Source organism: Pseudomonas sp. LB3P81 (assembly GCF_054897965.1).
In genome coordinates, this window is sequence record NZ_JBUBVG010000001.1 from 82856 (window position 1) to 106910 (window position 24055).

Genomic DNA, 24055 nt, shown 5'->3' on the forward strand with positions numbered 1-24055 from the left:
CCAAGCTAATAATTACAAGATGAGGAACCACCATGAACGTCAAGATTTCCCACACTGCCAGCGCCCAGAAATTTCTTGAAGAGGCCAGCGGCCTGCACAATGACGCCGGCGATCCACGGACCAAAGCCCTGGTCTACCGCATCCTGTGCGACTCGGTGAACATCATCGAAGACTTCGCCGTGACCCCGGAAGAATTCTGGAAAGCCGTCAACTACCTCAACGTGCTGGGTGCACGCCAGGAAGCGGGCCTGGTGGTGGCCGGGCTCGGTCTGGAACATTACCTGGACCTGCTGATGGACGCCGAAGACGAGCAGGCCGGCAAGGCTGGCGGCACGCCGCGGACCATCGAAGGGCCGCTGTACGTGGCCGGTGCACCGTTGTCCCAAGGCGAAGCGCGTCTGGATGACGGCGTCGATCCGGGTGTGACGCTGTTCATGCAGGGCCGCGTGTTCAATACCGCCGGCGAACCGTTGGCCGGCGCCGTGGTGGATGTATGGCATGCCAACACCGGTGGCACTTATTCCTACTTCGATACCACGCAATCGGAGTTCAACCTGCGTCGCCGCATCGTCACCGACGCTGAAGGCCGTTACCGTTTCCGCAGCATCGTGCCGTCAGGCTACGGTTGCCCACCGGACGGTCCGACCCAGCAACTGCTCGATCAATTGGGGCGTCACGGCCAGCGCCCGGCGCACGTGCACTTCTTCATCTCGGCACCGGATCATCGTCACCTGACCACCCAGATCAACCTAGATGGCGATCAATACCTGCACGACGATTTCGCCTACGCCACCCGTGACGAGTTGATCGCGAAAATTACTTTCAGCGAGGATCAACAACGCGCAGCGGCGTACGGCGTCAGCGGTCGATTTGCCGAAATCGAATTCGATTTCACCTTGCAGTCGTCCGCCCAGCCTGAAGAGCAGCAGCGTCACGAGCGGGTTCGCGCACTCGAGGACTGATCGCGCAACCCTGTGGGAGCGTGCCTGCTCGCGAAGAGGCCGGCACATTCCACATGTCAGTCCACTGACACACCGTTGCAAGCACTGCCTTAGAATCACCCGACGCACCCCATAAGAACAACGTGAGTGACCCGATGATGCAAGCGCAACTGTTAAGTCAGCGCAGCTCCGTATTCGACCATGCCGACCCATACGCGGTGTCGGGCTACGTCAATCAGCATGTCGGCAATCACTGCATCCTGATGCCACACGTCGGACGACCGCTGGCCAGCCTCAATCACCGCAAGTTCGCCAGCCTCGACCTGTGCCGCATCAGCTACGGCGGCAGTGTCCGCGTCACCTCCGGCGCGCTGGAAAGCATCTATCACCTGCAAGTGTTGCTGCGCGGCAATTGCCTGTGGCGCGGCCACGGTCAGGAGCATTACTTCGCGCCCGGTGAGTTGCTGCTGATCAACCCCGCCGATCCGGTGGACCTGACGTACTCTGACGATTGCGAAAAATTCATCCTCAAAATCCCGACGTCGTTGCTGGAATCGGTCTGCAACGAGCAACGCTGGCGGTATCCGGTGCAGGGCGTGCGGTTCCTGGAGAACCGTTATCAGCTCAATGAGCTGGAAGGTTTTGTCGGTCTGCTGGCGATGATTTGCCAGGAAGCCGAGGCCACCGAGCAGATTCCCAAGGTGCAGGAACACTACGCACAGATCATCGTCAGCAAGATGCTCAGCCTGATGCAGACCAATGTCAGCCGCATCAGCCTTGGATCACAGACCGCTACGTTCGAAGTGATTGCCGACTACATCGCACGTCACATCAAGCAGGACATCGACAGCGAAGAACTGGCGCGTCAGGCGCGGATGAGCCTGCGTTCGTTGTATGGCTTGTTTGAACGCAACGCCGGCACCACGCCGAAAAACTACATTCGGCAGAAACGCCTTGAACGTATCCATGCCTGCCTGAGCGATCCGACCTGCAACGTGCGTAACGTCACGGAAGTGGCGATGGATTATGGGTTTCTGCATTTGGGGCGGTTTTCGGAGAATTATCGCAAGCAGTTTGGGGAGTTGCCTTCGGATACGTTGAAGCGGCGGGATTAATTCGTCTGAAAAGGTATTTCCGAGACAGGAAATTTCATATCAGTCCGAGTTCAGCGACTCCGACGAGGGCGCACATCACGATAAAAAATGTCCAGCCGAGCCAATACAAGGTGATCAAAATTCTTCTCAGGCCCGCAGGGAAGTTCTTCATATCATCTGTACTGGCGCCTCCGTAACGTAGAGCGAGCCGAGGCGTAGCGAATACGCACATTATTTCTCCCATCAAAGATAAATTCCCCCAAGGGCCACCGTTTCTCAAGAATGCACTACTAGTAACTGCACGGCAGTTCTTCAGATGGTTCAACATAAAATCCATTTTGGTGTAGGCGAGAAAAAGTGATGTTCCGACAAATATAAATCCTCCTCCGAAGTTGATTAAGCCTATAACCAAGTATATTTTTTCAGCTGTATTAAGGCTCACTTAATAATCTCGTAAATGTCTTCGATGTTTAATGCGTAAATTAATTTAAAGCTAGATTCAACGGGTCGGCCCGCAACTGGTTTACCCGTCGATCCGCATTGAAAGTACGCTAAGGAGCTAGGTGTTGTTTAGACAAGTTCGAGTTTGATAACCGCGAAAAGCCCAAGCATTACGAGTAAAAGTCCCCAGCCGGTCCACTGCAAAATAATTAGTTTTCGTTTGAGGCTCGCAGGAAAGTTCTTCAGGTCCTCTGCGTTGGCACCGCCATCGCGTAAATAAATCTGAGGTGTAGTCATTACCCCCATTATGGCCCCCAGTAACAACATATTTCCCCAAGCCCCAGCGTTTCTTAACGGTGCTCGAATCATAACCGCAGGGCAATTTTGCAGGTGGTTTAGCATCACATCCATTTTTGTGTAGGCTAGGTGAAGTGATATGCCGATTGATATAAATGCGCCAACAAAGTCGATCAAACCAATGACAAGAAATATTGTGTCACCAGAACTCAGGCTCATTTGATGACCTCGTAAATCTGATCTCCTATGAATTCGCCGGTCTTTCCTCCAATTTCCCCGGCGGCCAAGGAGCTAACTCCGATTAGTACAAGGCCGCATGCAAATGTTCCTGCACCGCCAGTAGGTACCCCGAGAGCTGCACAAATAACACCAGCGGTAGGGCCACTCAAATACAAACCAGCAAGAGCGCCGCCCGCGACCCCGCCCGCAAAACTTCCAGTTTCTGTAAATTTCACCTTCTCACAGGCCTCCACATTCCCTTCTGCACAAACACCCTGAACCTTGATTACTGACGCTCCACCACCCACTGCTGTACCAACCCAACCACCATATTTGACGTACTTCGCCGCTTTGGAAACAGCATCGATGTGCGTGGCATAACCAGGAATCTGCCCAATAGCCCCTGCTTTTCTCCAGCGATGAACAAGGCTTTTAGTCGATATCCCCAATACGCTTTTCAGATTGGGGTGATCCGGAAAGCCGATGCTCTTTTTTGTAAATTTGGTGAGCTGGGCATCCAACTGAGTCAGCAGTTGTTTGCGTTCGGCGTAAAACTCGGGGGACTTCAGGTGACCATTGGCTTGAAAGGTCCGTGTATGCAAACTTTCGATGTCACGCAGAATGATATCCACGTCATCCAGGTTCTTCGAAAACATGGCCAGCCCGGCGCTTGCGCCGAGTGACCCCTTGGAAATCAGGAACGCAATTTCGTCATAGTGACGAGCCATGAAATCGGCTTCTTCCGAACTGAGAGGCTCCAAGGCTCTATTTACATTACCTGCCGCTTGCATCAACAACGCGTCTTCGTAAGTACAGAGGTGATTGTTCGGATCACTTAGAACAATCATCGTCCCGGCTTTTACCTGATCCAGATTCGGATTCAGAGCCTTGAATTTGGCGATGACGGCGGGGGAGGCTGAAGTGAAAAGCTGGGCTTCCAGTTTGTCAGCCGTCGTACTTCTGGGAACGACGTAGAAACCGGGTTCTTCTTGTGGGACTTCCGCTGGCCATCGCTCTTGAGGAAAAAACTTCAAGTCCGGAACTGGATGCGGCGACGAGGCTGCCTTCAATGCGTCGGGCGAATTCGCAGTAGTCGACTTGAGGTTTTGCGCGTGGACAAAGCGCAGTAAGCGTTCCGGGTCAGGTTTTAATGAAGGCTGTGTTAGCGTTGAGGTCGGGATTCTTTTAACCCGTTCAGTGATCGCGCCCTGAGCTTTTCGCGTCAAGGCCTGCGATTGGATGAGCAGGTCGCGTTGTTCTTGCAGAAGGGCGTGTACGCCTTGCACCGGCGTTTTTTGACCTTGTGCAACGTCATCGGCAATGCGCTTCGCATAATAGGCGACTTCCCGATTGAACTGTTCCCGCGCCATACCGTGTGCAAGATGACGAGTGCCAAGGGTGCGGGCTTGTCCCACCAGTTTGCTCGCAGCGCTGTTAACGTCCCAGAGCTCATGACGATCCGGATTCATCCCTCTTCACCCCACGAACTGTAACCGGCGGTTTTTGCGAGGTGGTGGGTCCAGGCAATGTCGCGGTAACGAATAGCCACGTGCTCTTGGGGCTCAACGTCGTTTTGCAAAATGGCATGAGGCATTTCAAGCGTCAGGTCGGCAATGACCCCGCCACTGATCGAAACGGTATAAAACTTTTCCTGCATGCCAAAGGCCGACACGCGGTAGAAACTGATCGTGCAGTTTATTTCTTCTCTGTTTGAAAGCGCTTGAGCGAGTAGCGGTGATGATTTGTCGACGGCTTTCGTGATGATGATCGGGCTGTGTGTCGACCTGTTGATGTTCCCGATAGTGGTGATGTTGTGGCTATAAGACAGCACCATGATTTCATCCGTATGCGCCGCCTGGTACTTGTTGCCTATAGAGTCCTGAGTTGAACAGCCCGCTGAAATCAATCCTTGGGCTTTACCGTTTATGGTCATGTAACCGTGATTAGCCATAGAAACCACTCCTTGTAGTCAGGCGCGCAGTCTATGCAAAACTTGTAAGCAGTTATGTAGTCCGATTCCGAAAATGACGCACAGAAGCGAGTTCTGCACTAAACGGACAAAGGTCTGCACCCAGCGGATAGTCCGCCCTATTGCCCCGTCCTAGCATTGGCCCTGCCTGAATAAAAACAATGGAGGCGGCGGCCATGTCCCTGCGACCCGAATACCTTCACTCCCTGTTGGAAGATGACAAAGAACAGGGCATCTACCGCTGCAAGCGCGAGATGTTCACCGACCCGCGGCTGTTCGATCTCGAGATGGAACACATCTTCGAAGGCAACTGGCTGTACCTGGCGCACGAAAGCCAGATCCCCGAGAAAAACGATTTCTACACCACCACCATGGGGCGCCAGTCGATCTTCATCGCGCGCAACAAGGACGGTGAGCTCAACGCTTTCATCAACGCCTGCAGTCACCGTGGCGCGATGCTCTGCCGACACAAGTCCGGCAACAAGAGCTCCTACACCTGCCCATTCCACGGCTGGACGTTCAACAACTCCGGCAAGCTGCTGAAGGTCAAAGACCCGGCAGCGGCGGGTTACCCGGCGAGCTTCAATTGCGAAGGCTCCCACGACCTGACCAAAGTCGCGCGTTTCGAATCCTATCGCGGCTTCCTGTTCGGCAGCCTCAAGGCCGACGTCGTGCCACTGGTTGAGCACTTGGGCGAGTCGGCGAAGATCATCGACATGATCGTCGACCAGTCCGCCGATGGCCTGGAAGTGCTGCGCGGTTCGTCCAGTTACATCTACGAAGGCAACTGGAAACTCACCGCCGAAAACGGCGCCGACGGTTATCACGTCAGCTCGGTGCACTGGAACTATGCCGCCACCCAGAACCAGCGCAAACAGCGCGAGGCCGGCGACAGCAATCCGACCATGAGCGCCGGCAGTTGGGCCAAGCAGGGCGGCGGTTTCTATTCCTTCGACAAGGGCCACATGCTGCTCTGGACTCGTTGGGCCAACCCGGAAGACCGTCCGCTATACGAGCGTCGCGATGAGCTGGCCAAGGACTTCGGCAAGGCCCGCGCCGACTGGATGATCGAGAACTCGCGCAACCTGTGCCTGTACCCGAACGTGTACCTGATGGATCAATTCAGCTCGCAGATCCGCATCGCCCGGCCGATCTCGGTCAACCGCACGGAAATCACCATTTACTGCATCGCCCCCAAAGGCGAAAGCGACCACGCCCGTTCGAGCCGCATTCGTCAGTACGAAGACTTTTTCAACGTCAGCGGCATGGCCACGCCGGACGATCTGGAGGAGTTTCGCTCGTGCCAGACCAGCTATCAGGGCAGCGTGACCGCGTGGAACGACATGTCCCGTGGCGCCGAGCACTGGATCGAAGGCGCTGACGAAGCGGCGAAAGAAATCGACCTGCATCCACTGCTCAGCGGTGTGCGCACTGAAGACGAAGGCCTGTTCGTGCTGCAGCACAAGTATTGGCAGCAAACGATGCTCAAGGCGCTGGCTGCCGAACAGTCCGGTTTGATTGCTGTGGAGGCCGTGCAATGACCATCACCTATGACGTTGTGCGCGACTTTCTCTACCGCGAAGCGCGTTACCTCGATGACCGGCAATGGGACGAATGGCTGGAGTTGTACGCCCCGGACGCGACGTTCTGGATGCCGTCCTGGGACGACAACGACGAATTGACCGAGGACCCGCAGCGGGAAATCTCGCTGATCTGGTACGGCAACCGCACCGGTCTGGAAGACCGCATCTTCCGCATCAAGACCGAGCGTTCCAGCGCCACCGTGCCGGACACCCGCACCTCCCACAACATCAGCAACATTGAGCTGCTGGATCAGGTCGACGGCCTCTGCAAGGTGCGCTTCAACTGGCACACCCTGAGCTTTCGCTACAAGACCGTCGACAGCTATTTCGGCAGCAGTTTCTACACCCTTGATGTGCGCGGTGAAAACCCGCTGATCAAGGCCAAGAAAGTGATCCTGAAGAACGATTACGTTCGCCAGGTCATCGATGTTTACCACCTGTGAGGCGGCCGTCATGACTCATTCCATCGCATTCAATTTCGAAGACGGCGTCACCCGGTTCATCGACGCCAACGTTGGCGAAACCGTGGCCGACGCCGCGTACCGCCAGGGCATCAACATTCCGCTGGATTGCCGCGACGGCGCCTGCGGCACTTGCAAGTGTTTCGCCGAGGCCGGCCGTTACGACCTGGGTGAGGAATACATCGAAGACGCCCTGACTGCCGATGAAGCCGAGCAGGGGTTTGTCCTGACCTGCCAGATGCGCGCTCAGAGCGATTGTGTGGTGCGTGTGCCGACTTCTTCAGAGGTTTGCCGTACGCAACAGGCCAGTTTTGAGGCGACCATCAGCGCCGTACGCCAGTTGTCCGACAGCACCATCGCGCTGTCGATCAAGGGTGAATCACTGAGCAAACTGGCGTTCCTGCCGGGGCAATACGTGAACCTCGGGATTCCCGGCAGCGAGCAGACCCGCGCCTATTCGTTCAGCTCGTTGCAGCGTGACGGCGAGGTCAGTTTCCTGATCCGCAACGTGCCTGGCGGCTTGATGAGCAGCTTCCTCACCGGCATGGCCAAGGCCGGCGACAGCATGAGACTGGCCGGGCCGTTGGGCAGTTTTTATCTGCGCGACATTCGTCGCCCGCTGTTGCTGCTGGCCGGCGGCACGGGGTTGGCGCCGTTCACCGCGATGCTGGAAAAAATCGCCGAGCAGGGCAGTGAGCATCCACTGCATCTGATCTACGGCGTGACCAACGATTTCGATCTGGTGGAACTCGATCGACTCGAAGCCTTCGCCGCGCGCATCCCGAATTTCAGCTTCAGCGCCTGCGTGGCCAGTCCCGACAGTCAGCACCCGCTCAAGGGCTACGTGACCCAGCACATCGAGCCACAGCACTTGAACGATGGCGATGTCGATGTCTACCTGTGCGGCCCGCCGCCGATGGTCGAGGCGGTCAGCCGGTACATTCGCGAACAAGGCATTGCACCGGTGAATTTCTACTACGAGAAGTTTGCCGCCAGCGCGGCATAACCCTTTTTTACGATGAACCCTGTAGGAGCTGCCGCAGGCTGCGATCTTTTGCTTTTGTTTTTTTCAATCAAGATCAAAAGATCGCAGCCTGCGGCAGCTCCTACAGGGTTCGTTGGCGTGAACACGAGGTGGCTATGAACAGATTTCACGAAAAAGTCGCGCTGATCACCGGCGCTGCCCAAGGCATCGGCCGACGCGTCGCCGAACGCATGGCGGCGGAAGGGGCGCGGTTGATTCTGGTCGATCGCTCCGAGCGGGTGTTCGAAGTGCAACAGCAATTGGGCCAGAACAGCCAGGTGCTCGCGCTGACCGCCGATCTCGAGCAATACGGCGAATGCAGTCGCGTGATGCAAACCGCCGTCGAGCGTTTCGGGCGTCTCGACATCCTCATCAATAATGTCGGCGGGACGATCTGGGCCAAACCTTTCGAACACTACGAAGCGCAGCAGATCGAGGCCGAAGTTCGTCGCTCGCTGTTTCCTACACTGTGGTGCTGCCACGCCGCGCTGCCGTTCATGCTGGAGCAGGGCAGTGGCGCCATCGTCAACGTGTCGTCCATCGCCACCCGCAGCATCAACCGCGTGCCGTACGGTGCGGCGAAGGGCGGGGTGAATGCGCTGACCGCTTGCCTGGCGTTCGAAACCGCCGGACGTGGCGTTCGGGTCAATGCAACGGCACCCGGTGGCACCGAAGCGCCGCCGCGGGTGATCCCGCGCAACAGCGCCGAACAAAGCGCTGAGGAAAAGGTGTGGTATCAGCAGATTGTCGACCAGACGCTCGACAGCAGTCTGATGAAACGCTACGGCACACTGGATGAACAGGCAGCCGCTATTCTGTTTCTGGCCAGCGACGAAGCGTCCTACATCACCGGCATGATCATGCCGGTGGGTGGTGGTGACCAGGGCTGACACGGCTCGCTAACAACCACATCAAACGGAGTCATCGTGATGAGCGACAAACCCACGATCGTACTGGTTCATGGCTTTTGGGGCGGTGCCGCCCACTGGAACAAGGTTATCGTCAAACTGCTGAGCAAGGGCTATACAAACATTCGGGCGGTGGAGATGCCGCTGACGTCATTGGCCGATGATGCCGAGCGCACGCGCAAAATGGTCGCGCAAGTGGCGGGGCCGGTATTGCTGGTGGGTCATTCCTATGGCGGCGCGGTGATCACCGAGGCCGGCGATCAACCGAATGTCGTGGGGTTGGTGTACATCGCCGCGTTTGCGCCGGATGCCGGCGAAAGTCCAGGTGGCATCACACAGCGGCATCTACCTGCCGCGGCGGCGAACCTGGCCCCCGACAGCGACGGCTACTTGTGGGTCAAGGCGGATCTCTACCACGAAAGTTTTTGTCAGGACCTGCCCGCGACCGAAGGACTGGTCATGGGTATCACCCAAAAAGCACCACTGGCTGGCACGTTTGGCGACACGATCAACACCGTGGCGTGGAAGAACAAACCGTCGTGGTATCAGGTCTCGTCCGATGACCGGATGATCGCGCCACAGAATCAGCAATGGATGGCGGCGCGGTTGAACGCCAGAGAGATCCTGACGTTGAACGCCAGTCATGCGTCCCTTGCCTCGATGCCGACCGAGGTGGCAGCGTTTATCGACAGGGCTGCCACGGCATTGTCCAAGGCCTAGGCACCTTTACAGGCGACGCTGAAACGCTTTGACGATTCTTAGCGTGGCGTCGCTTGTGTTCAGATTGTGCACCGCGTCCAGGGGAAACCACATGCAATCGAAGATTTCATTTTGCGGTCGCGCCTCATTCGAGTTCAGCACCGATGCCTCGTAAACGTGGTGCCGGGTGCCGCCCGAGTCCAGCTCCATCAGGTACAGCAAGTCATTGGCCCCCAAGCCGGTCTCTTCCCAAAGTTCGCGCATTGCGGCGGCGGCGACGGTTTCACCGCGCTCGACCTTTCCGCCGGGCAGCGTCCAGCGACACCTTGGCTTGCGCACCAGGAGAATGTACCGGTCCTGCTCACAAATGACGGTTGCTCGCACTTTCATGTGTTACCTGGTTGCTTGTTGTCATAAAACAGCAATATTCAGGTCGGCCCGGTATCGCGGGCCTCTGGATGGTTGGAGGTGTCGCAGGGGCTGAAAGTGCAACCGGATGCCGAAACTCTGTCGCGACGTCTGGTCGGCATCTCTGTGAAGCGTGGGTGTAAGGTAGGCAGGTCAGTTCTGAATATCAGTACCGAAATGGAGGTTGCTTATGAGCGTTCCGATGCTGAACAAGATGCACATGAACGGTTATGACGTACTCAGCGTGAACAACGGCCCCTGGCGGGTATGCACTCAAGGCGACCGGTTGGGAGCCTTTGCCAGCAGGGAAGAGGCACTGGCCTTTGCGGCGTCTCTTCCCGGTTACAAGGCGCGGGCGAAAAGGCCGGCCGATAGCCGCAAAGCCGATAAATAGTCAGCATCAAGCCCCGGATTACCGGGGCTTTTCTATCTTGCTGACGGATTAATAACCGCCGCCGCCGCCCGTCCCGCCAGTGCTAGAGGGCTCCCTGGCCTTTTGCTGCGCATTGCTCCATTCCGCGCAGGTCATGAAGCTTTTGTGATCGACCTTGCCCTTGCCATCGAAACTGACGTTGTACGACTGCTGGTGGCCGGCTTGCACCAGTTTGTAGTCAAAGCATGTGCCGGGCACGACCGTGCGGTCGCTGATTGATTGAGGCTGTCCGCCAATCTGCTGGACCTGCTCCTTGCTCATGCCGGTTTCGACCTTGGCTACCAGCGGCTGGTCACGATAGACGCGTGATTCAGTGCTACAGCCGCCCGACGCCGCCAACGCGAGAGCCAGCGCGCATAGAGCCTTTTTCATGACAACGCTCCCGTCAGTGAGCCTTGTTTCGACTGATAGCCTTGGCCTTCACTTCTTCGGCATAACCCGCCAGCCGTTGTTCATCACCCTGGAACAAATCGCACAGCCTCATGACGGCCTGTGCGTCCACATCATTGCCAGCCTGGCGTAGCTGATCTGCCAGACGCAGAAGCTCTACCGCCGACCATCTCAGATCCGACGCAACGCTTTGCAGGTCGCGCCGAAGTTCGTTTTCAGATTCGTTAAGCCACATGACGACCTCCTGAACATCTCTGCTACAAAATTTTAGCCCCGATTCATGGATCAGGGCGTTTTGTTCGTCGGTGCAGCCTTTGGTCGGGAAGTTGAACGGGAACGGACAGATCTGGTGTCGTACTGAAAGTGGTCAACTATTGCTAGGGCGAGGCAACTTCAAATGACGACGACCGATGACTTTCGATTTCACGCACATGAGCTGATCGTCGATCTGGACGCGGCGACCACAGAAATGATGCAGCTGATCTCTGCGCATCAACTGAGCGGCCCGGAATGGGAGCGGGTGAGCCGGTGGCAGCACGAAGCGTATGAACGGTGGATGACCTATTTGAACGCAAGATCCTATCCGGACCCCAAAGATGAAAACGCCGCACAATGAGTGCTGTTCGATCAATGGATGTCTGCTGAACGACGCGCTACATTTCCTTTTTTCAGTATAAGGATGCGTCATGCGGACGTGGATGGCAGGGGTCGTGGTGACGTTACTGGCAGGGTGTTCACTGCCCGCTTCTTTGGTGCCGGGTGAGCCGAATGTCAGCAAATACAGCGAAAAGGCGCCGAAAGAATATGCGGCCTGTGTGCTACCGGCGTGGCAGAAGGAAATTCCCGCCTCGGCACAAACGGGGATTTCCAATGGCTACCGGATCACGGCACCCAGCATCATCACGGCTGACGAAATAGTCGATATCGTGAAATCCAGGGATGGCAGCCGGGTCTCGCTTTATCAGGGCCCGCCTTGGGCCAAGTCCGGTGCACTGCGCCAGGCTGTACGCGACTGTCTGTGAGAATCAGCCGGTGACCTCGGTCACCGGGATGACCTGATCGTCACTGTCCACGCTTGCGCTGCTTTTCTTTTCCCGACGATCGTTGATCCAGTTGTCCACCTGCGCACCGAACTCAGCCGGCGCCTTTCGTCCCACTCTCCTGGCGAGATCAAGAATGGTCTGCTGGGCGAGGGCGTCCTCCATGCGTTTCTGCGCAGTCATCATGACGGCATGCACCGAGCAGTGACCTGACATCGCCCAGGCAGGTGCTTCGCCTTCGAACAGAGCACAGCGCCCGCGAATATCGCGACAGTCGAAAATCAGCTTCTGGCCGTCGATGGCATTGACGATATCGAGCACGCTGATTTCGTCGGAGGGCCGCGCCAGCTTGAAACCGCCACGTACGCCTTCAGTGGCCACCACCAGTTTTGCCTTGGCCAGTTTGGTGAAAATTTTCGCCAGATAGTCCTGCGGCACGCCTTGCAGCTCCGCCAGTTCGCGCACGCTCGCCTCACGGGTGTCGCCGCAATTGCCTACCAGAAAAAGCAGGCAGTGAATGCCGTACTCGACGCCCGCGCTATAAAGAGACATTTGGATCTCCGACTAATGTTGTCGTAAATATTATCAGCAGAGCGTTAGCCAGGCAACGAACGCCGGCGTCGCTCATCTCCTCCTGCACTGCCTTGTCGCATAGATGGGGTAGCGCTATGCAGTGGATCAAAGTTTTCGATAGAAACCATCAGAAAAGCCGATTGCTTCGGTTAACTAGGATCAATACAGTCGCAGTTGTTCGGTCGGCACTGACAAGCGCATGACCTTCGACGAATTCATTGATCGGCCTTCTCTCGGAGTTAAAAATGAAACAGCACATCCTGGTAATCGGCGCAGGTTTCGGTGGTATGTGGACAGCTTTGAGCGCTACGCGTCTGTTCGACATTCATGGTCACAACGACGTTGAAGTGACTGTTTTGGCTCCGCAGGCCGAGCTGCGCGTGCGTCCGCGCTTCTATGAACCGAATGCGCACCAGCTGGCTGCACCGATTGGTGAGCTGTTTGATGCCGTCGGCGTGAAGTTCATCAAAGGCGCTGCAGAAACCATCGACGTTGTGCAAAAACGCGTTGGCTACATTGATGCGTCGGGTGCCAAACACCTGTGCAGCTACGACAAACTCGTTCTGGCCACCGGCAGCCGTCTCGCCACTCCGGCCACCGCAGGCGTGGCTGAACATGCGTTCGACGTTGACCAGATTGAAGAGGCCGTGCGCCTGGAAAATCACCTGAAATCCCTGGTCAACCTGCCGGAAAGTAAAGCCCGCAACACCGTCGTCGTGGCGGGCGGCGGCTTCACCGGGATTGAAACGGCGACCGAGATGACCGCACGTCTGCGTGCCATCCTGGGTGATCGGGCTGACGTCGAGGTGATCATCGTCGATCGCGGCGAGAAAATTGGCGGGTCGATGGGCGCTGAAATCGCCAGGTCGATCGAAGAGGCCAGCGTTGAAACCGGCGTGAGATGGCACTTGAAGGCGTCGGTGCTTTCCGTCGATGCCAACGGTGTCACCTTGAGCGACGGCCAGCGCATCGATGCCAATACCGTGGTCTGGACCACCGGTGTGCGCGCCAGTTCGCTGACCGAGCAGATCCCGGCGGAACGCGATCACCTTGGTCGCCTGCACGTGGACAGCCACCTGAAAGTCATCGGTCAGGACGATATCTACGCCACTGGCGACGTTGCTTATGCCGCTTCCGACGACATCGGCAACTACGCGTTGATGACCTGCCAGCACGCTATTTCCTTGGGGCGTCACGCCGGCAATAACGTTGCAGCGCACATTCTCGGCGTTGATCCGACACCGTACAGCCAGCCTAAATATGTGACCTGCCTGGATCTGGGCAGCTGGGGTGCGGTGTACACCGAGGGTTGGGACCGCCAGGTCAAACTGGTCAAACAGGAAGGCAAGAACCTGAAGACGCAGATCAACACGGTGTGGATCTACCCGCCGGCTGCTGACCGCGCCGCTGCGTTGGCTGCGGCTGATCCGATGATTCCTGTCGCCTGAGTCGCTGAGCCTTCCGCGAACTGGAAATCACCTAAATCCCCTGTAGGAGCAGCCGGTCGACGCTCGATTGCTCGCGATGGAGTGTCAGCCACATAGGGTTGACTGACACACCATCGCGAGCAAGCTCGCTTCTACAGGTTCTTGCGTCTATGAAATAACATGTGTATTTTTTCATGAAATATAAATAAAAAAAATTCATGAGGCCTGCATGTTCCAGCAATCCACCCGGCACGTCGCCAGTTACTACGCCCACACTTGCGCAGATCGTCTGGTGGAGCGTGCGGCGTTGGAGGGTGAGCGCGACAGCGAAGTAGTGATCATCGGCGCCGGTTTCAGTGGCTTGCACACGGCGTTGCGGCTGGCCCTGGCCGGTAAGCGCGTGACCTTGCTGGAAGCCAGTCGGGTTGCCTGGGCGGCGTCGGGGCGCAATGGTGGTCAGGCCATTCTCGGTTGGTCGTGCGACATGCCACCGCTGGAGGCTGCGCTGGGTTACGAGCGCGCACGGCGGTTGTGGGACGGCATGCGCTGGGCTGCACAGGAACTGCGGGCATTGCCCGAACGCCATGATTTCGATTGTGACTACCGGGCCGGCCATCTCTGGACGTCAGTGCTACAGCGTCGAGTAAGTCTGCTGACCGAATGGCAAGACGAGGCCAGCCACAAGTGGGGCCACGACGGTTTGCAATTCATCCCGCGTGAGCAGTTGCCGCAATGGATCGCCAGTGAACGCTATCAGGCCGGGCTGTTTGATCCGGAAGGCGCGCACCTGAATCCGCTGAAACTGGCGCTCGGTCTGGCCGCCGCCATTGAGCGCGCCGGTGGTCGTATTCACGAACAAAGCAAGGCGCTGAGCTATCGCGAAGAGGGTGGCCGGTACGTGGTGGCCACTGAGCGCGGTCGTATTCGGGCCGATGTGCTGGTGCTGGCGTGCAACGCTTATCTGGATCGACTGGATCCGAAGCTATCGAGCTGTGTCTTGCCGGTTGGCACTTATCAGGTAGCCACAGCGCCGCTCTCGGAAGAGCTCGCCACGGCGCTGCTGCCGAGCAATGTCTGCGTCACCGACAATCAATTCGTGCTCGATTATTTCCGTCGTACGCCGGATAACCGGTTGCTGTTTGGTGGCGGTTGCACGTACCTGGGTGGCATGCCGAAGGACATCGCCGCCGCGACCCGACCCTTTCTGCAACGGGTGTTTCCACAACTCAAGGATGTAGAGCTGGAATTCGCCTGGGGCGGGCATATCGATCTCACGCTCAAGCGCACGCCTGATATCGGTCGCCGCGGTGATCTCTACTGGCTTCAGGGTTACTCCGGCCACGGCGTGCTGCCGACCCTGGCCGGTGCCCGCGCCGTGTCCGACGCGATACTGGGTCAGCCGGATGAACTGGCCTTGTATCAGGGCCTGGTCAACGGCAGTTTCCCCGGTGGCAAATACATGGCGGCGCCGCTGGAAGCCATCGGCAAGGCCTGGTATCGCTTGCGCGACAGCCTTTGAATCGCACATTTTCTGGAAGCTTTCAGATGGACAGGCAAGAAGAAATCTCGGCGCTGGCGATCCTGATTCAGGACCTGCGCAAACACAAAAAATACACGCTCAAGGAACTGGCGGACAAAATCGGTCGCTCCGTCGGTTTTCTCTCGCAAGTCGAGCGTGGACTGTCACGGCCGACAGTGGCGGACCTGACCGCCATCAGCGAAACCTTCGGCGTACCGACCACCTATTTCTACAGCCTGCCCAAACCCATGGCCTTGCCGTGGGTGACCCGGCCGGACGAGCGCCGCACGCTGTATTACGCCGACGGCATCACCGACATCCTGGTCTCGCCAAAAATGCGCGCGTCGTTCTCGATGCTCGAAAGCCAGCTTGAGCCCGGCGCCAGCAGCGGTGACCGGCACATGAACGACAGCTCGGAGCAGGGCGGTTACGTGCTCGAAGGGCAACTGACACTTTGGCTGGATGACGATCAACCGGTCACCCTGGGTGCCGGGGACAGCTTTCAGCTCGCCAGCCATACCCATTGCCGCTACGGCAATCTCTCCGATCAGCTCACCCGGGTGCTCTGGGTTTACACCTGATAAAAACAACAAGGAACAACATGATGGATGCTGTCTGCTCTGATCTGGTCGCTGAAGTTCGCGCGTTTCGTCAGCGCTTCCCGGATGTGCGTTATGTGGACCTGATTTCCCTGGACATCCCCGGGCATTTCTACGGCAAGCGCTATCCGATCGAGATGCTCGAAAAAGTCGCCGCCGGCAGCGCGCTCAAGCTGCCGCAGAATTGTGTGTTGCTGGGTACGCAGGGCGGGCTGTTCAACATTGGCGACTACTGTTTCAACGACGGCGACCCGGATGCGCCGCGCCGTCTGGTGCCAGGCACACTGAAAATCGTCGACTGGGAAAAGCAGCCCTTGGGGCAGATGCTGATCACCTCCAGCGGCACTGAAAAACCGATCGTCTTCGAACCACGCGAAGTGCTGGCGCAGGTGCTGGAGCGGCTCGGCCGCAAAGGGATTTTCCCGGTGGTGGCCTTCGAGCTGGAGTTCTATCTGTTCGACCGCCAGTTGCGCGACGGCTTGCCGCAGTTCGCGCGCGACCCGCTGACCGACGACGCGGACGATCAGCCGAACATGCACATCGAGCGGCTGTCGCGGTTTGCGCCGGTGCTCGATGAAATGGTCGAGACCGCGCGGGCGCAAGGCATCGACACCACGGTGATCACCGCCGAACTGGGCCCGGGTCAGTTCGAGATCAACTTCGGTCACCTCGATGACGGGCTGCGGGCCGCCGACTGGGCCGCCTTGTTTTGCCGCAGCACCCGTGGCGTGGCCATGAAGCACAATTACCGCGCCAGTTTCATGTCCAAACCTTACTTGCAACACCCCGGCAGCGGCATGCATGTTCATGTGAGCCTGTATGACGAGGCGGGCAACAACCTGCTGGCGGCCAACGGACAACAACCGTTGCGCCATGCGGTGGCCGGTTGCCTTGAACTGTTGCCGCACTGCATGCCGATCTTTGCCCCGAACCACAACGCGATGCGTCGCTTGAGCGGCACCGTGAATGTCGCGACACGCGCCAGCTGGGGCTTCGAAGATCGGGATGCCTGCCTGCGGGTGCCTGAGTCAGACGCTAAAAATCTACGGATCGAACATCGCCTCGCCGGCGCCGACGCCAACCCTTACTTGGTATTGGCGGCGATTCTGGTGGGGCTGGAGCAAGGACTGGAAGCGGGGCGTGAGCCGATCGCACCGCTCAACGAAGATCGTGGCAGTGGCATCGATTTCCCGCTGGAGATGTTGGAGGCCGTACGTTCAATGCAAAGCCATGCGCAACTACGTGAGGGATTGGGCGCAGAGTTCGTGAATGTATATTGCGAAAACAAGCGTCAGGACCATTTGGCATTTCTGCAGGACATCAGTGCCCGTGAATATCGCTGGTACTTGTAGGTGGCCGCTTATCGCAACGCAACCTTAAAAAAAGTGTGGATATTTAAGGGGTTAGAAAGTTTAGTAACCGGATAGTGAGTCAAAATATCTTGTTACACGGTGAAATATTCCGTAATATTCGCCCCGCGTTCACCACCACGGTTTATGCATTTTTAAATCCCGGGCGTCCATCAGCTGCCCGGGATTTTTTTTGCCTGGCCGTTGAGTAGCGGCGAGCAACCTCCTGTAAACGTTCAAACCATCGGACATAATTTTTTTTGAAATCAAGGGGTTGCCAGCCTCGGGAAATCAGTACATAATTCACGCCATCGAAAGCGCTGACCGCTGAAAAAGCTCAACGTTTTCAAGGAGTTAGATCTAGTATCTACTCCAAGTTTGTACGCGTTTGATGTTGTGCTACATGACATCAGATGTTTGAGGCCGAGTAGCAAAATGGTTATGCAGTGGATTGCAAATCCACCTACGCCGGTTCGATTCCGACCTCGGCCTCCACTTTAAACAAGCTCCGTAGATCTATGATTTACGGAGCTTTTTTATTTGCGTTGCCCTGCAAGATTTAGTCTTGAAATGGGCATTTGCGAACTTGCTTCACCGGGACGGGATGTATATATTTCGTCCTCTGTTGCACAGGCGTCAGAGCTGACAGATCCACATTTGTCAGCCTTCAGATTGCTTACCGCGCTACCGCCCGAATGGCGAAACTGGTAGACGCATGGGACTTAAAATCCCCCGCTCGTAAGGGCGTGCCGGTTCGATTCCGGCTTCGGGCACCATACATATCAAGGGCTTACCGATTTCGTGGTAAGCCCTTTTTGTTGGGTGCGGGTCTTCGTGTCTATACGGTGTCTGTTAGACGGGCACGCGGAGAAATAAGCACCAGGGGGGCCACTTTGGCCGACCTGGGGCTGTTCGACGGCATCAGCACCGTGATCAACGGCGGCGGCAATGGCCGTGCCGAGCCCCGCGAGCTTTGGTCCAAGGCCAAGGCGGTGCTATGCGCCTGATCGAATGGATACCCGCCGGCAATCGCGCCCTGGCGCTGATGCTCGCCCTGGTAATGCTGGCCGGCCTGAGTGCCGGCGGCGGCTGCTTCGACAACCCGAGCAACCTGCACCACGAGCTAACCACTTTTTTCTGTGGCGCTACTACGACGTCGGCTCCGACCTCGACTGTGACTGCGCGAACCAGCTGAAGTTCATCCACGAGGGGGCGCTCAGCACGGCGGTGCCGCAGGCTTTCTGGCATCGCTACTACGGGGTCGGCTACAGCCCGTCGAGCACCGACCTGCTGTACTTCTCGAACTCGAACGCTGGGCGCGTGCACACCAGCGACGCGAACCGAATGACGGTCGGCGGCTTCCTGTGCGTCAACAACACTGGCAACCCGTATGCCGCCGGCCGCTTGGTGGGCCAGGCGCTGTGGGAGTTCTATCACGGCATCAAGGTGTCCGGCGCGGGCCAGAGCGGCACCTGGCACCCGACCACCGACACGGACTTCAACTGGATCGTCTACTGGGCCGCCGACCTGCTGGCCGCCTCGACCTACAAGGATCGCTACGAGTACGCGAACCGGCTGATGGAGATCCTCGACAAGCACACGAACTGGTCCAGCGACGGCAAGCGCGACTACTGCGAGATATTCGAGCACCATTGGCTGCGCGACTTCATCAACGCGGACTACTGCAGCTGAGACGACGTGCCGGCCTTCGAAAGAGGTTTTTCCTCAACTGTAGTTTTTTACGATGACGGACCACCGGAATCGACCATTTCATTTCAAGATGAACAGATTCAACGGGCAATCTGTACTAAGACATCAGCTTGGGCATACGAGAAAGAGTGGCGATACATCAGTCCAAAATCAGGAGAGTATGATCTGCCAGCGCCTATAGCTGAGGTGGTTTTTGGAGCCAAATGTCCGCCTGAAACCCGTGAAAGATATCGCGAAATAGTTGTGAAAAAATTCGGCCACGAGGTCAAATTTCGAGAAGCAGTTTTTCTGCCAGGAACGACCTCCCTAGAGCTGAATGACTGTTGAATAGCGGGCACTTGCATGCCGAGGGTATCTCGTGGACTGAGTCTCTTTGACTCAGTCCACGAGATACCTTGAGTGCCAGTTACTGCACATTGTCAAGCAGAAGTAGTTTTCTATATAAAGGCCCCGACATCATGACAACAAATCGAATTTTGGACATCCCATGCGCTGACGCACGACAATTCATTGCCGCACTTACACCAGGTGAGGATGAGCTGCTCAATGATCAGTACATTCACCGTGGCCAAGCAAACGCCGAGTGGCGACTAGAGCCATCAGCGTTCAGATCCACTGGACAATTAACCACTCGCAGCCTTTTTGGAACTCGCAGCCCTACAGCGAAAGAACAGGCACATTTCGAAGCATTGGTACTTGAAAGGTTTCTTAAAGCTTGCGATATATCCGGCTTAAGAGTCCCTGGATACGATCGGGAGCTTCAACTGAGGCTCTCACAAATTGTTTCCCAAAAAATGGAAACGGGTTGGCCCGATCCAGCATTCGACGAACCTCTCGCTGTAGCTCAGCATTATGGGGTTCCTACACGTCTCTTAGACTGGACTAGAAGGTCGTTCGTCGCCGCATATTTCGCGGCATCATCTGCCCTAAAGCTTAAAGAACCGCCCGATGAAATCGCCGTTTGGTCGCTCAACACTCTGAAGAGGAAAGAATGGACCAAAGTAGCATTGGTGTCGCTTCCCGGTGGCACCACAGCAAATTTAGCCGCTCAGTCGGGTGTATTCACGATTCATCGCGGAATATCCCACTATGAGGCAGTACAGGCTGGTCTTGAAGAGGAAACGGAGCTTGCGGAAGCTCTAAGTGGTCTTGGCCAACCTGCGTTTGTGAAAACCACAATGCCGTTTTCAGAGTGCCCACGGCTGTTGAGGATTTGCGCAAATTATGGGGTAAGCGCTCCCGTATTGTTTCCTGGTATGGAAGGCGCGCGAAGAAATGTTGAAGATTGGGCTTTTAGTGAATTCAACGGACCACCCGAGGGGCCGTAGATTTACCCACTGAACAAGTCAAAAGAACACCCCATCCGGTTACAAATAGAGTGGACTGCGCTCAAATGGGTAATTGCACCGACTTGACCACCTATTTGCATTCCCGTTGACCAGCCAATTGCATTCCAACTGACCACCCATTTGCATTCGCACTGACCAGCGATGGATGAGGCAGGAGCGGCTTACGTGGTGGTGTCCTACCGACGCATTTCCAGCCCACGCCAGAAGCAACCCCGGACACTTTCGATGCTAAGCAATGGCGCCGTCATTCACCGCATAAGATGGCTACCTAACACCCCTTACGCTTAAGCAAGCCTACGACAGATAATTTTCCGTCCGCTTCCATCCGATATCCAACCTCGACGCTCGATTTAGGCTCCCATTTTGTTTTGGCTAGCCCTAATTCCGCGGTTATTCTTTGCACTAGATCCGCGTCACTTCCCATAACGTATCTATGACAATCCTGGGCGATCGTTCGATTGAACCGATGCAGATTTTCAACCGTTATAGTGCTTCGGCCTGTGCGCCCCAATGACCCACACGTGACAAGCGCACACTTCGAGGTAAGGGGGAACAGAATCTGTGCATGTGGCGAACCGTAACCAATCGGCTCCTGTCGGAGTGACGAGGACCTAGACTGCACAACAATCGGGGAGTCCGACGTCAAGAAACTGTGTTCGCCACTCGGAACATGTAGGATCCTCCAGTCTCGCTTGAACAGTTCTTCAGCCACGATATGCCAGACGTTCAATGAACGGTGAAGGGCAAACTGCTGATCCACTTCGACGTCAAACGAATCGCTTCGAGTCATCTCTGCGACGTCCCTGGCTTGATCCCGCAGCAACGTTTCATCCACATTAGAACCATTCATTTTTTTGAGAAGCTCTAAGACCCTATTCTCATCGATGAAAATCTGCCCTGCCTGAAGCTTTACCATTCCAGCGTATGCAGCTTTCGCCTCAGCAATGGCGGCAGGCGTCCGTACAGCAGCGAGACCAAGAAAGAGCGCAAAAGACTCTCGCTCCTCCTGACTTATGCGGGCTCCCTGTGCGAGCGAATTCAAGATTGGAGCAGCAGCATCTTCTACGAGACCAAAAAGCACCTCCAGATCAAACCGCTTGCGATCTTGTTTGTCCTCAAAGGTATAAAGGTGTCGAACGGTTGCTACAGCCTGCGGAGACTGTCGGTGCCTGATCTCCCCCTTGACCCGATCGAAAACGCAAAGCACCTGGTTTGAGGTAAACCCCTTCAAATAAAATTTTGGCACGTAATGCTGCTGTTTCGGCCCCTCAAGGTGCTGTTTGGATGTGAGCTTTTCGAACTTGTCCATGGGGGGAACAGCCGTTCTGCTTAGTGAGAACAGTAGGATAAGCCAAAAATGGAACGTGCAATGGCTTTTGAACAAGTTGTGCAAGCTGGTGATTGCCTTCATGAGCCCGGCTGCGAGGGGGTATCCGGCTATACGGGGCGATGTGATGGTGAACTCAGAAAACACTGTCGAGCTTGGGCGGTGCGCCAATGTTGCTCTTGTGGATTTGGGGATGCCACTTGATCCGGCCCATTACCACAGCTATTGGACGCAATACTGACGGGGATGGCTGTGACCGGTTTTGTCTTGAACGGGATTGAATAGATCAATGGGTGCGCGTACGCACAATCCTGGTGGTGTCGTTTGGTGTAAATACAATCCATGGATCCACCAATGAAATGCCAAACACCAATCTCCATCAGCTATAGTTCCTGCGAAGAAAGCCAAGGCCTACCCTACGTACTGTGGGATACTTATCTAAAGGACTTTGATGACAGACTTCATGTATAGGTTTAGACCGGTAAAGAGGCTATTGGGGGAGAATGGTACCCCGGGCGAACTAGACGACCAGTACATCTTTTTCGCATCTCCAGAACAGCTTAATGATCCGCTTGAGGGATATAAGGACATATTTTTCAAAGGAGATAAGATAGTCTGGAGAAATTTAATAAAGCATTATCTCAGATGCTTGATTGACAGCAGCCTTGATTTTGTATGCGCTGAAAAGGAAGAAATCCCCATCAAAAAAGCAGGTGTCTTTGCTACATGTGTTTCTGCCACCGAAGCAATGAACAAGTTAAACGATGATATTTTCGAAAAACTAATTTCGGAACCAATTATAAGCGAGTACATATCAGCGATATCGCTAGATCGAAAAGTTAGGCGCTGGGAGTTGCTTGCTTATATCCAGACGTTACATTTTTATTTTATAGATATCGTGCTTGAGTCTTTTCATGAGCACGGAATCTTATCTGAACCTTTAAGTTATTTTCCAGCCAATCGAAATGAGGTGCTCAGCTACATTAAGAATAGCTCATTATCCATTACCACCAACGAAAAACTAACAAAAGAACAAGAATTAAGTTTTCTGAAGACTTACCAGGCCAACAGCGAGCGACAGCTATTGACTAGGTTTCGGACAGAAGGAAAAGGCCGTGAATACTGGTTCTTCCTGCTATTTGAATACCCAGAGACTTTTTGTAGAGATATTGAAAAGTTGATGTACCCCAGTTGGTTCACTGCATGTTTCATGTCCGCATGCTCAGACTCGTCTATCTGGGGTAGCTACGGTGGGTACCATAAGGACGTTTGCTTAAAATTTAGAACAAAAAAAACCAATAGTCGTATCTCGATGGATTTGACCGCACCTAACGGACAGGACTTAAACGGTATTACTTGGGGAACAGTCAACTTCGCCTTCCATGAAGTATCATACGAAAAGTCCTTCGTTGACCTTGATTTTTTCAGGTCTTTGGGGCATCTGCCTATGCCAGTTCTTTCGAAAACATGGTTCACGGGAGAGAATAACGAGCACAGCGCGTGCTGCGAAGGGATGTTCAACGATCAAGAAAACTGGCGAAAGGATTATTGGAAAAATTTTTATCATGCTGCAACTGTGAAGCTTAGAGCGTGGGACAGAGAAAAGGAATCTCGCCTAATACTGAGCTCATCAATTAATGATTTAGAAAGCGATACCAATAGGAAACTACGCTACAACTTCGACTCGCTAGAAGGCATTATCTTCGGAATAAATACTCCAACAGAAAGCAAGCTGAAAATAATAAAGAAAATAGAATGCTTATGTGGCTTATTTCAGCGATGTGATTTTAGTTTTTATCAGGCTCGGTACGATGAGCACTCAAGGGAAATCATCTATGACAAGCTTGAATCAATCAAAGTCGGATATATAGCGCCACCTATAGGCTGATTATTTCTTTCAAAGGGTAATTGGCTTCAGTCGCGTTGAGAGAGCCAACGATTGCGCAGCTTTTGCCGAGAAAGCTGCGGCATCGGGCGGACTCGGCGTTGGCCCTGGAACGTGGGTGTGAGTCGCCCTCGATTACTTAGGCATCTCACGGGCTCCTTCTGGCCGGTTCTCTGCCGGTCGCGAGAGGCAGAAAACGACCCAATGCAGCCGGTCATCAATTGTTTTCGAGCCATTCATAGGCTTGGGATGGAAGAGAGTAAATCGCCTCACTCAGGTGGCGAGCGGGTCAATGCGGCTGACCGTTACCTCGTCTATCGAGGCATGCCAGGCAAATTCTTTGTTTTCCGCCAGAAGCCATTCGCTAAAATCAATGCAAGCAACCGGACAAATTTATTTTCAAAAATCGA

At 55.5% G+C, this 24055-nt stretch carries 28 protein-coding genes and 2 tRNA genes; 21 read left to right on the forward strand and 9 right to left on the reverse strand.

Going from position 1 to position 24055, the window contains the following annotated elements:
- Positions 1-32 precede the first annotated feature (32 nt).
- Positions 33-962, forward strand: a complete 930-nt coding sequence (gene catA, locus ACYZTL_RS00475; protein ID WP_461950087.1) for a catechol 1,2-dioxygenase — start codon at positions 33-35, stop codon at positions 960-962.
- Positions 963-1096: 134 nt separating this feature from the next.
- Positions 1097-2056 (forward strand): AraC family transcriptional regulator, encoded by a 960-nt coding sequence (locus ACYZTL_RS00480; RefSeq protein WP_461950088.1) that lies wholly within the window; start codon positions 1097-1099, stop codon positions 2054-2056.
- Between the two features lie 34 nt (positions 2057-2090).
- On the opposite strand, the gene ACYZTL_RS00485 is transcribed toward ACYZTL_RS00480, so the two are convergent.
- The 4 genes from ACYZTL_RS00485 to ACYZTL_RS00500 all read right to left on the reverse strand — a co-directional run bounded on the left by ACYZTL_RS00485 (position 2091) and on the right by ACYZTL_RS00500 (position 4943).
- The gene (locus ACYZTL_RS00485) at positions 2091-2477 is read right to left on the reverse strand and encodes a hypothetical protein (RefSeq protein ID WP_461950089.1); all 387 of its coding nucleotides are present in this window, start codon (positions 2475-2477) and stop codon (positions 2091-2093) included.
- A 128-nt stretch (positions 2478-2605) separates the two neighbouring features.
- A complete protein-coding gene (locus ACYZTL_RS00490) occupies positions 2606-2992 on the reverse strand; it encodes a hypothetical protein (RefSeq protein WP_461950090.1) in 387 nt (128 codons plus the stop codon).
- Complete coding sequence (locus ACYZTL_RS00495) at positions 2989-4461, reverse strand: hypothetical protein (protein ID WP_461950091.1); 1473 nt, start codon at positions 4459-4461, stop codon at positions 2989-2991. The genes ACYZTL_RS00490 and ACYZTL_RS00495 overlap by 4 nt, the downstream gene beginning before the upstream one ends.
- A complete protein-coding gene (locus ACYZTL_RS00500) occupies positions 4458-4943 on the reverse strand; it encodes an Hcp family type VI secretion system effector (protein WP_461950092.1) in 486 nt (161 codons plus the stop codon). The genes ACYZTL_RS00495 and ACYZTL_RS00500 overlap by 4 nt, the downstream gene beginning before the upstream one ends.
- A 194-nt stretch (positions 4944-5137) precedes the next feature.
- On the opposite strand from ACYZTL_RS00500, the gene benA reads away from it, so the two are divergent.
- The 5 genes from benA to ACYZTL_RS00525 all read left to right on the forward strand — a co-directional run bounded on the left by benA (position 5138) and on the right by ACYZTL_RS00525 (position 9657).
- Positions 5138-6502 (forward strand): benzoate 1,2-dioxygenase large subunit, encoded by a 1365-nt coding sequence (gene benA / locus ACYZTL_RS00505; RefSeq protein ID WP_461950093.1) that lies wholly within the window; start codon positions 5138-5140, stop codon positions 6500-6502.
- The gene (gene benB, locus ACYZTL_RS00510; protein ID WP_461950094.1) at positions 6499-6987 is read left to right on the forward strand and encodes a benzoate 1,2-dioxygenase small subunit; all 489 of its coding nucleotides are present in this window, start codon (positions 6499-6501) and stop codon (positions 6985-6987) included. The genes benA and benB overlap by 4 nt, the downstream gene beginning before the upstream one ends.
- A 10-nt stretch (positions 6988-6997) precedes the next feature.
- Complete coding sequence (gene benC, locus ACYZTL_RS00515) at positions 6998-8011, forward strand: benzoate 1,2-dioxygenase electron transfer component BenC (protein ID WP_461950095.1); 1014 nt, start codon at positions 6998-7000, stop codon at positions 8009-8011.
- A 134-nt stretch (positions 8012-8145) separates the two neighbouring features.
- Entirely contained in the window at positions 8146-8919 is a 774-nt protein-coding gene (locus tag ACYZTL_RS00520; protein WP_461950096.1) for a 1,6-dihydroxycyclohexa-2,4-diene-1-carboxylate dehydrogenase, read from the forward strand.
- Between the two features lie 39 nt (positions 8920-8958).
- Positions 8959-9657 carry an alpha/beta hydrolase gene (locus ACYZTL_RS00525; protein ID WP_461950097.1) on the forward strand — a complete coding sequence of 233 codons (699 nt, stop codon included), beginning with the start codon at positions 8959-8961 and terminating at the stop codon, positions 9655-9657.
- Positions 9658-9663: 6 nt separating this feature from the next.
- Here the strand turns inward: ACYZTL_RS00525 and ACYZTL_RS00530 are convergent, their stop codons facing one another.
- Positions 9664-10026: an NUDIX hydrolase gene (locus ACYZTL_RS00530; RefSeq protein ID WP_461950098.1), complete on the reverse strand. Its 363-nt coding sequence runs from the start codon at positions 10024-10026 to the stop codon at positions 9664-9666.
- Between the two features lie 208 nt (positions 10027-10234).
- On the opposite strand from ACYZTL_RS00530, the gene ACYZTL_RS00535 reads away from it, so the two are divergent.
- Positions 10235-10438: a DUF2188 domain-containing protein gene (locus ACYZTL_RS00535; RefSeq protein WP_461950099.1), complete on the forward strand. Its 204-nt coding sequence runs from the start codon at positions 10235-10237 to the stop codon at positions 10436-10438.
- Between the two features lie 48 nt (positions 10439-10486).
- Here the strand turns inward: ACYZTL_RS00535 and osmE are convergent, their stop codons facing one another.
- Entirely contained in the window at positions 10487-10849 is a 363-nt protein-coding gene (gene osmE, locus ACYZTL_RS00540) for an osmotically-inducible lipoprotein OsmE (RefSeq protein WP_461950100.1), read from the reverse strand.
- Between the two features lie 13 nt (positions 10850-10862).
- Positions 10863-11102 (reverse strand): hypothetical protein, encoded by a 240-nt coding sequence (locus tag ACYZTL_RS00545; protein WP_461950101.1) that lies wholly within the window; start codon positions 11100-11102, stop codon positions 10863-10865.
- Between the two features lie 162 nt (positions 11103-11264).
- Here ACYZTL_RS00545 and ACYZTL_RS00550 point away from each other — a divergent pair, with 162 nt between their 5' ends.
- Entirely contained in the window at positions 11265-11483 is a 219-nt protein-coding gene (locus ACYZTL_RS00550) for a hypothetical protein (RefSeq protein ID WP_461950102.1), read from the forward strand.
- Between the two features lie 70 nt (positions 11484-11553).
- Positions 11554-11889, forward strand: coding sequence for a hypothetical protein (locus ACYZTL_RS00555; protein ID WP_461950103.1), 336 nt, complete (start codon positions 11554-11556; stop codon positions 11887-11889).
- Positions 11890-11892: 3 nt separating this feature from the next.
- On the opposite strand, the gene ACYZTL_RS00560 is transcribed toward ACYZTL_RS00555, so the two are convergent.
- Entirely contained in the window at positions 11893-12459 is a 567-nt protein-coding gene (locus ACYZTL_RS00560; protein WP_461950104.1) for an RrF2 family transcriptional regulator, read from the reverse strand.
- Between the two features lie 266 nt (positions 12460-12725).
- On the opposite strand from ACYZTL_RS00560, the gene ACYZTL_RS00565 reads away from it, so the two are divergent.
- The 10 genes from ACYZTL_RS00565 to ACYZTL_RS00610 all read left to right on the forward strand — a co-directional run bounded on the left by ACYZTL_RS00565 (position 12726) and on the right by ACYZTL_RS00610 (position 20412).
- On the forward strand, positions 12726-13928 hold the full coding sequence (locus ACYZTL_RS00565; RefSeq protein ID WP_461950105.1) for an NAD(P)/FAD-dependent oxidoreductase: 1203 nt from the start codon (positions 12726-12728) through the stop codon (positions 13926-13928).
- Between the two features lie 208 nt (positions 13929-14136).
- On the forward strand, positions 14137-15426 hold the full coding sequence (locus ACYZTL_RS00570; protein ID WP_461950106.1) for an NAD(P)/FAD-dependent oxidoreductase: 1290 nt from the start codon (positions 14137-14139) through the stop codon (positions 15424-15426).
- 26 nt (positions 15427-15452) lie between these two features.
- Complete coding sequence (locus ACYZTL_RS00575; RefSeq protein WP_461950107.1) at positions 15453-16007, forward strand: helix-turn-helix domain-containing protein; 555 nt, start codon at positions 15453-15455, stop codon at positions 16005-16007.
- 23 nt (positions 16008-16030) lie between these two features.
- The gene (locus ACYZTL_RS00580; protein WP_461950108.1) at positions 16031-17377 is read left to right on the forward strand and encodes a glutamine synthetase family protein; all 1347 of its coding nucleotides are present in this window, start codon (positions 16031-16033) and stop codon (positions 17375-17377) included.
- Positions 17378-17795: 418 nt separating this feature from the next.
- Positions 17796-17869 (forward strand) — tRNA-Cys (locus ACYZTL_RS00585).
- Between the two features lie 194 nt (positions 17870-18063).
- A tRNA-Leu gene (locus ACYZTL_RS00590) sits at positions 18064-18150 on the forward strand.
- A 221-nt stretch (positions 18151-18371) separates the two neighbouring features.
- Complete coding sequence (locus ACYZTL_RS00595; protein WP_461950109.1) at positions 18372-18569, forward strand: hypothetical protein; 198 nt, start codon at positions 18372-18374, stop codon at positions 18567-18569.
- Between the two features lie 32 nt (positions 18570-18601).
- Positions 18602-19066 (forward strand): hypothetical protein, encoded by a 465-nt coding sequence (locus ACYZTL_RS00600; protein ID WP_461950110.1) that lies wholly within the window; start codon positions 18602-18604, stop codon positions 19064-19066.
- Between the two features lie 6 nt (positions 19067-19072).
- Positions 19073-19411 carry a DUF2971 domain-containing protein gene (locus tag ACYZTL_RS00605; protein ID WP_461950111.1) on the forward strand — a complete coding sequence of 113 codons (339 nt, stop codon included), beginning with the start codon at positions 19073-19075 and terminating at the stop codon, positions 19409-19411.
- Between the two features lie 68 nt (positions 19412-19479).
- Positions 19480-20412: an FRG domain-containing protein gene (locus ACYZTL_RS00610; RefSeq protein ID WP_461950112.1), complete on the forward strand. Its 933-nt coding sequence runs from the start codon at positions 19480-19482 to the stop codon at positions 20410-20412.
- A gap of 289 nt (positions 20413-20701) precedes the next feature.
- On the opposite strand, the gene ACYZTL_RS00615 is transcribed toward ACYZTL_RS00610, so the two are convergent.
- Positions 20702-21742, reverse strand: a complete 1041-nt coding sequence (locus ACYZTL_RS00615; protein ID WP_461950113.1) for a DUF4238 domain-containing protein — start codon at positions 21740-21742, stop codon at positions 20702-20704.
- A 469-nt stretch (positions 21743-22211) separates the two neighbouring features.
- On the opposite strand from ACYZTL_RS00615, the gene ACYZTL_RS00620 reads away from it, so the two are divergent.
- On the forward strand, positions 22212-23648 hold the full coding sequence (locus ACYZTL_RS00620; protein ID WP_461950114.1) for a hypothetical protein: 1437 nt from the start codon (positions 22212-22214) through the stop codon (positions 23646-23648).
- Positions 23649-24055: the final 407 nt, after the last annotated feature.

Coding starts and splice junctions, on each gene's coding strand:
- catA (WP_461950087.1), top strand. CDS start 33: ATGAACGTCAAGATTTCCCACACTGCCAGCGCCCAGAAATTTCTTGAA.
- ACYZTL_RS00480 (WP_461950088.1), top strand. CDS start 1,097: ATGATGCAAGCGCAACTGTTAAGTCAGCGCAGCTCCGTATTCGACCAT.
- ACYZTL_RS00490 (WP_461950090.1), bottom strand. CDS start 2,992: ATGAGCCTGAGTTCTGGTGACACAATATTTCTTGTCATTGGTTTGATC.
- ACYZTL_RS00495 (WP_461950091.1), bottom strand. CDS start 4,461: ATGAATCCGGATCGTCATGAGCTCTGGGACGTTAACAGCGCTGCGAGC.
- ACYZTL_RS00500 (WP_461950092.1), bottom strand. CDS start 4,943: ATGGCTAATCACGGTTACATGACCATAAACGGTAAAGCCCAAGGATTG.
- benA (WP_461950093.1), top strand. CDS start 5,138: ATGTCCCTGCGACCCGAATACCTTCACTCCCTGTTGGAAGATGACAAA.
- benB (WP_461950094.1), top strand. CDS start 6,499: ATGACCATCACCTATGACGTTGTGCGCGACTTTCTCTACCGCGAAGCG.
- benC (WP_461950095.1), top strand. CDS start 6,998: ATGACTCATTCCATCGCATTCAATTTCGAAGACGGCGTCACCCGGTTC.
- ACYZTL_RS00520 (WP_461950096.1), top strand. CDS start 8,146: ATGAACAGATTTCACGAAAAAGTCGCGCTGATCACCGGCGCTGCCCAA.
- ACYZTL_RS00525 (WP_461950097.1), top strand. CDS start 8,959: ATGAGCGACAAACCCACGATCGTACTGGTTCATGGCTTTTGGGGCGGT.
- ACYZTL_RS00530 (WP_461950098.1), bottom strand. CDS start 10,026: ATGAAAGTGCGAGCAACCGTCATTTGTGAGCAGGACCGGTACATTCTC.
- ACYZTL_RS00535 (WP_461950099.1), top strand. CDS start 10,235: ATGAGCGTTCCGATGCTGAACAAGATGCACATGAACGGTTATGACGTA.
- osmE (WP_461950100.1), bottom strand. CDS start 10,849: ATGAAAAAGGCTCTATGCGCGCTGGCTCTCGCGTTGGCGGCGTCGGGC.
- ACYZTL_RS00545 (WP_461950101.1), bottom strand. CDS start 11,102: ATGTGGCTTAACGAATCTGAAAACGAACTTCGGCGCGACCTGCAAAGC.
- ACYZTL_RS00550 (WP_461950102.1), top strand. CDS start 11,265: ATGACGACGACCGATGACTTTCGATTTCACGCACATGAGCTGATCGTC.
- ACYZTL_RS00555 (WP_461950103.1), top strand. CDS start 11,554: ATGCGGACGTGGATGGCAGGGGTCGTGGTGACGTTACTGGCAGGGTGT.
- ACYZTL_RS00560 (WP_461950104.1), bottom strand. CDS start 12,459: ATGTCTCTTTATAGCGCGGGCGTCGAGTACGGCATTCACTGCCTGCTT.
- ACYZTL_RS00565 (WP_461950105.1), top strand. CDS start 12,726: ATGAAACAGCACATCCTGGTAATCGGCGCAGGTTTCGGTGGTATGTGG.
- ACYZTL_RS00570 (WP_461950106.1), top strand. CDS start 14,137: ATGTTCCAGCAATCCACCCGGCACGTCGCCAGTTACTACGCCCACACT.
- ACYZTL_RS00575 (WP_461950107.1), top strand. CDS start 15,453: ATGGACAGGCAAGAAGAAATCTCGGCGCTGGCGATCCTGATTCAGGAC.
- ACYZTL_RS00580 (WP_461950108.1), top strand. CDS start 16,031: ATGGATGCTGTCTGCTCTGATCTGGTCGCTGAAGTTCGCGCGTTTCGT.
- ACYZTL_RS00595 (WP_461950109.1), top strand. CDS start 18,372: ATGCGCCTGATCGAATGGATACCCGCCGGCAATCGCGCCCTGGCGCTG.
- ACYZTL_RS00615 (WP_461950113.1), bottom strand. CDS start 21,742: ATGGACAAGTTCGAAAAGCTCACATCCAAACAGCACCTTGAGGGGCCG.
- ACYZTL_RS00620 (WP_461950114.1), top strand. CDS start 22,212: ATGACAGACTTCATGTATAGGTTTAGACCGGTAAAGAGGCTATTGGGG.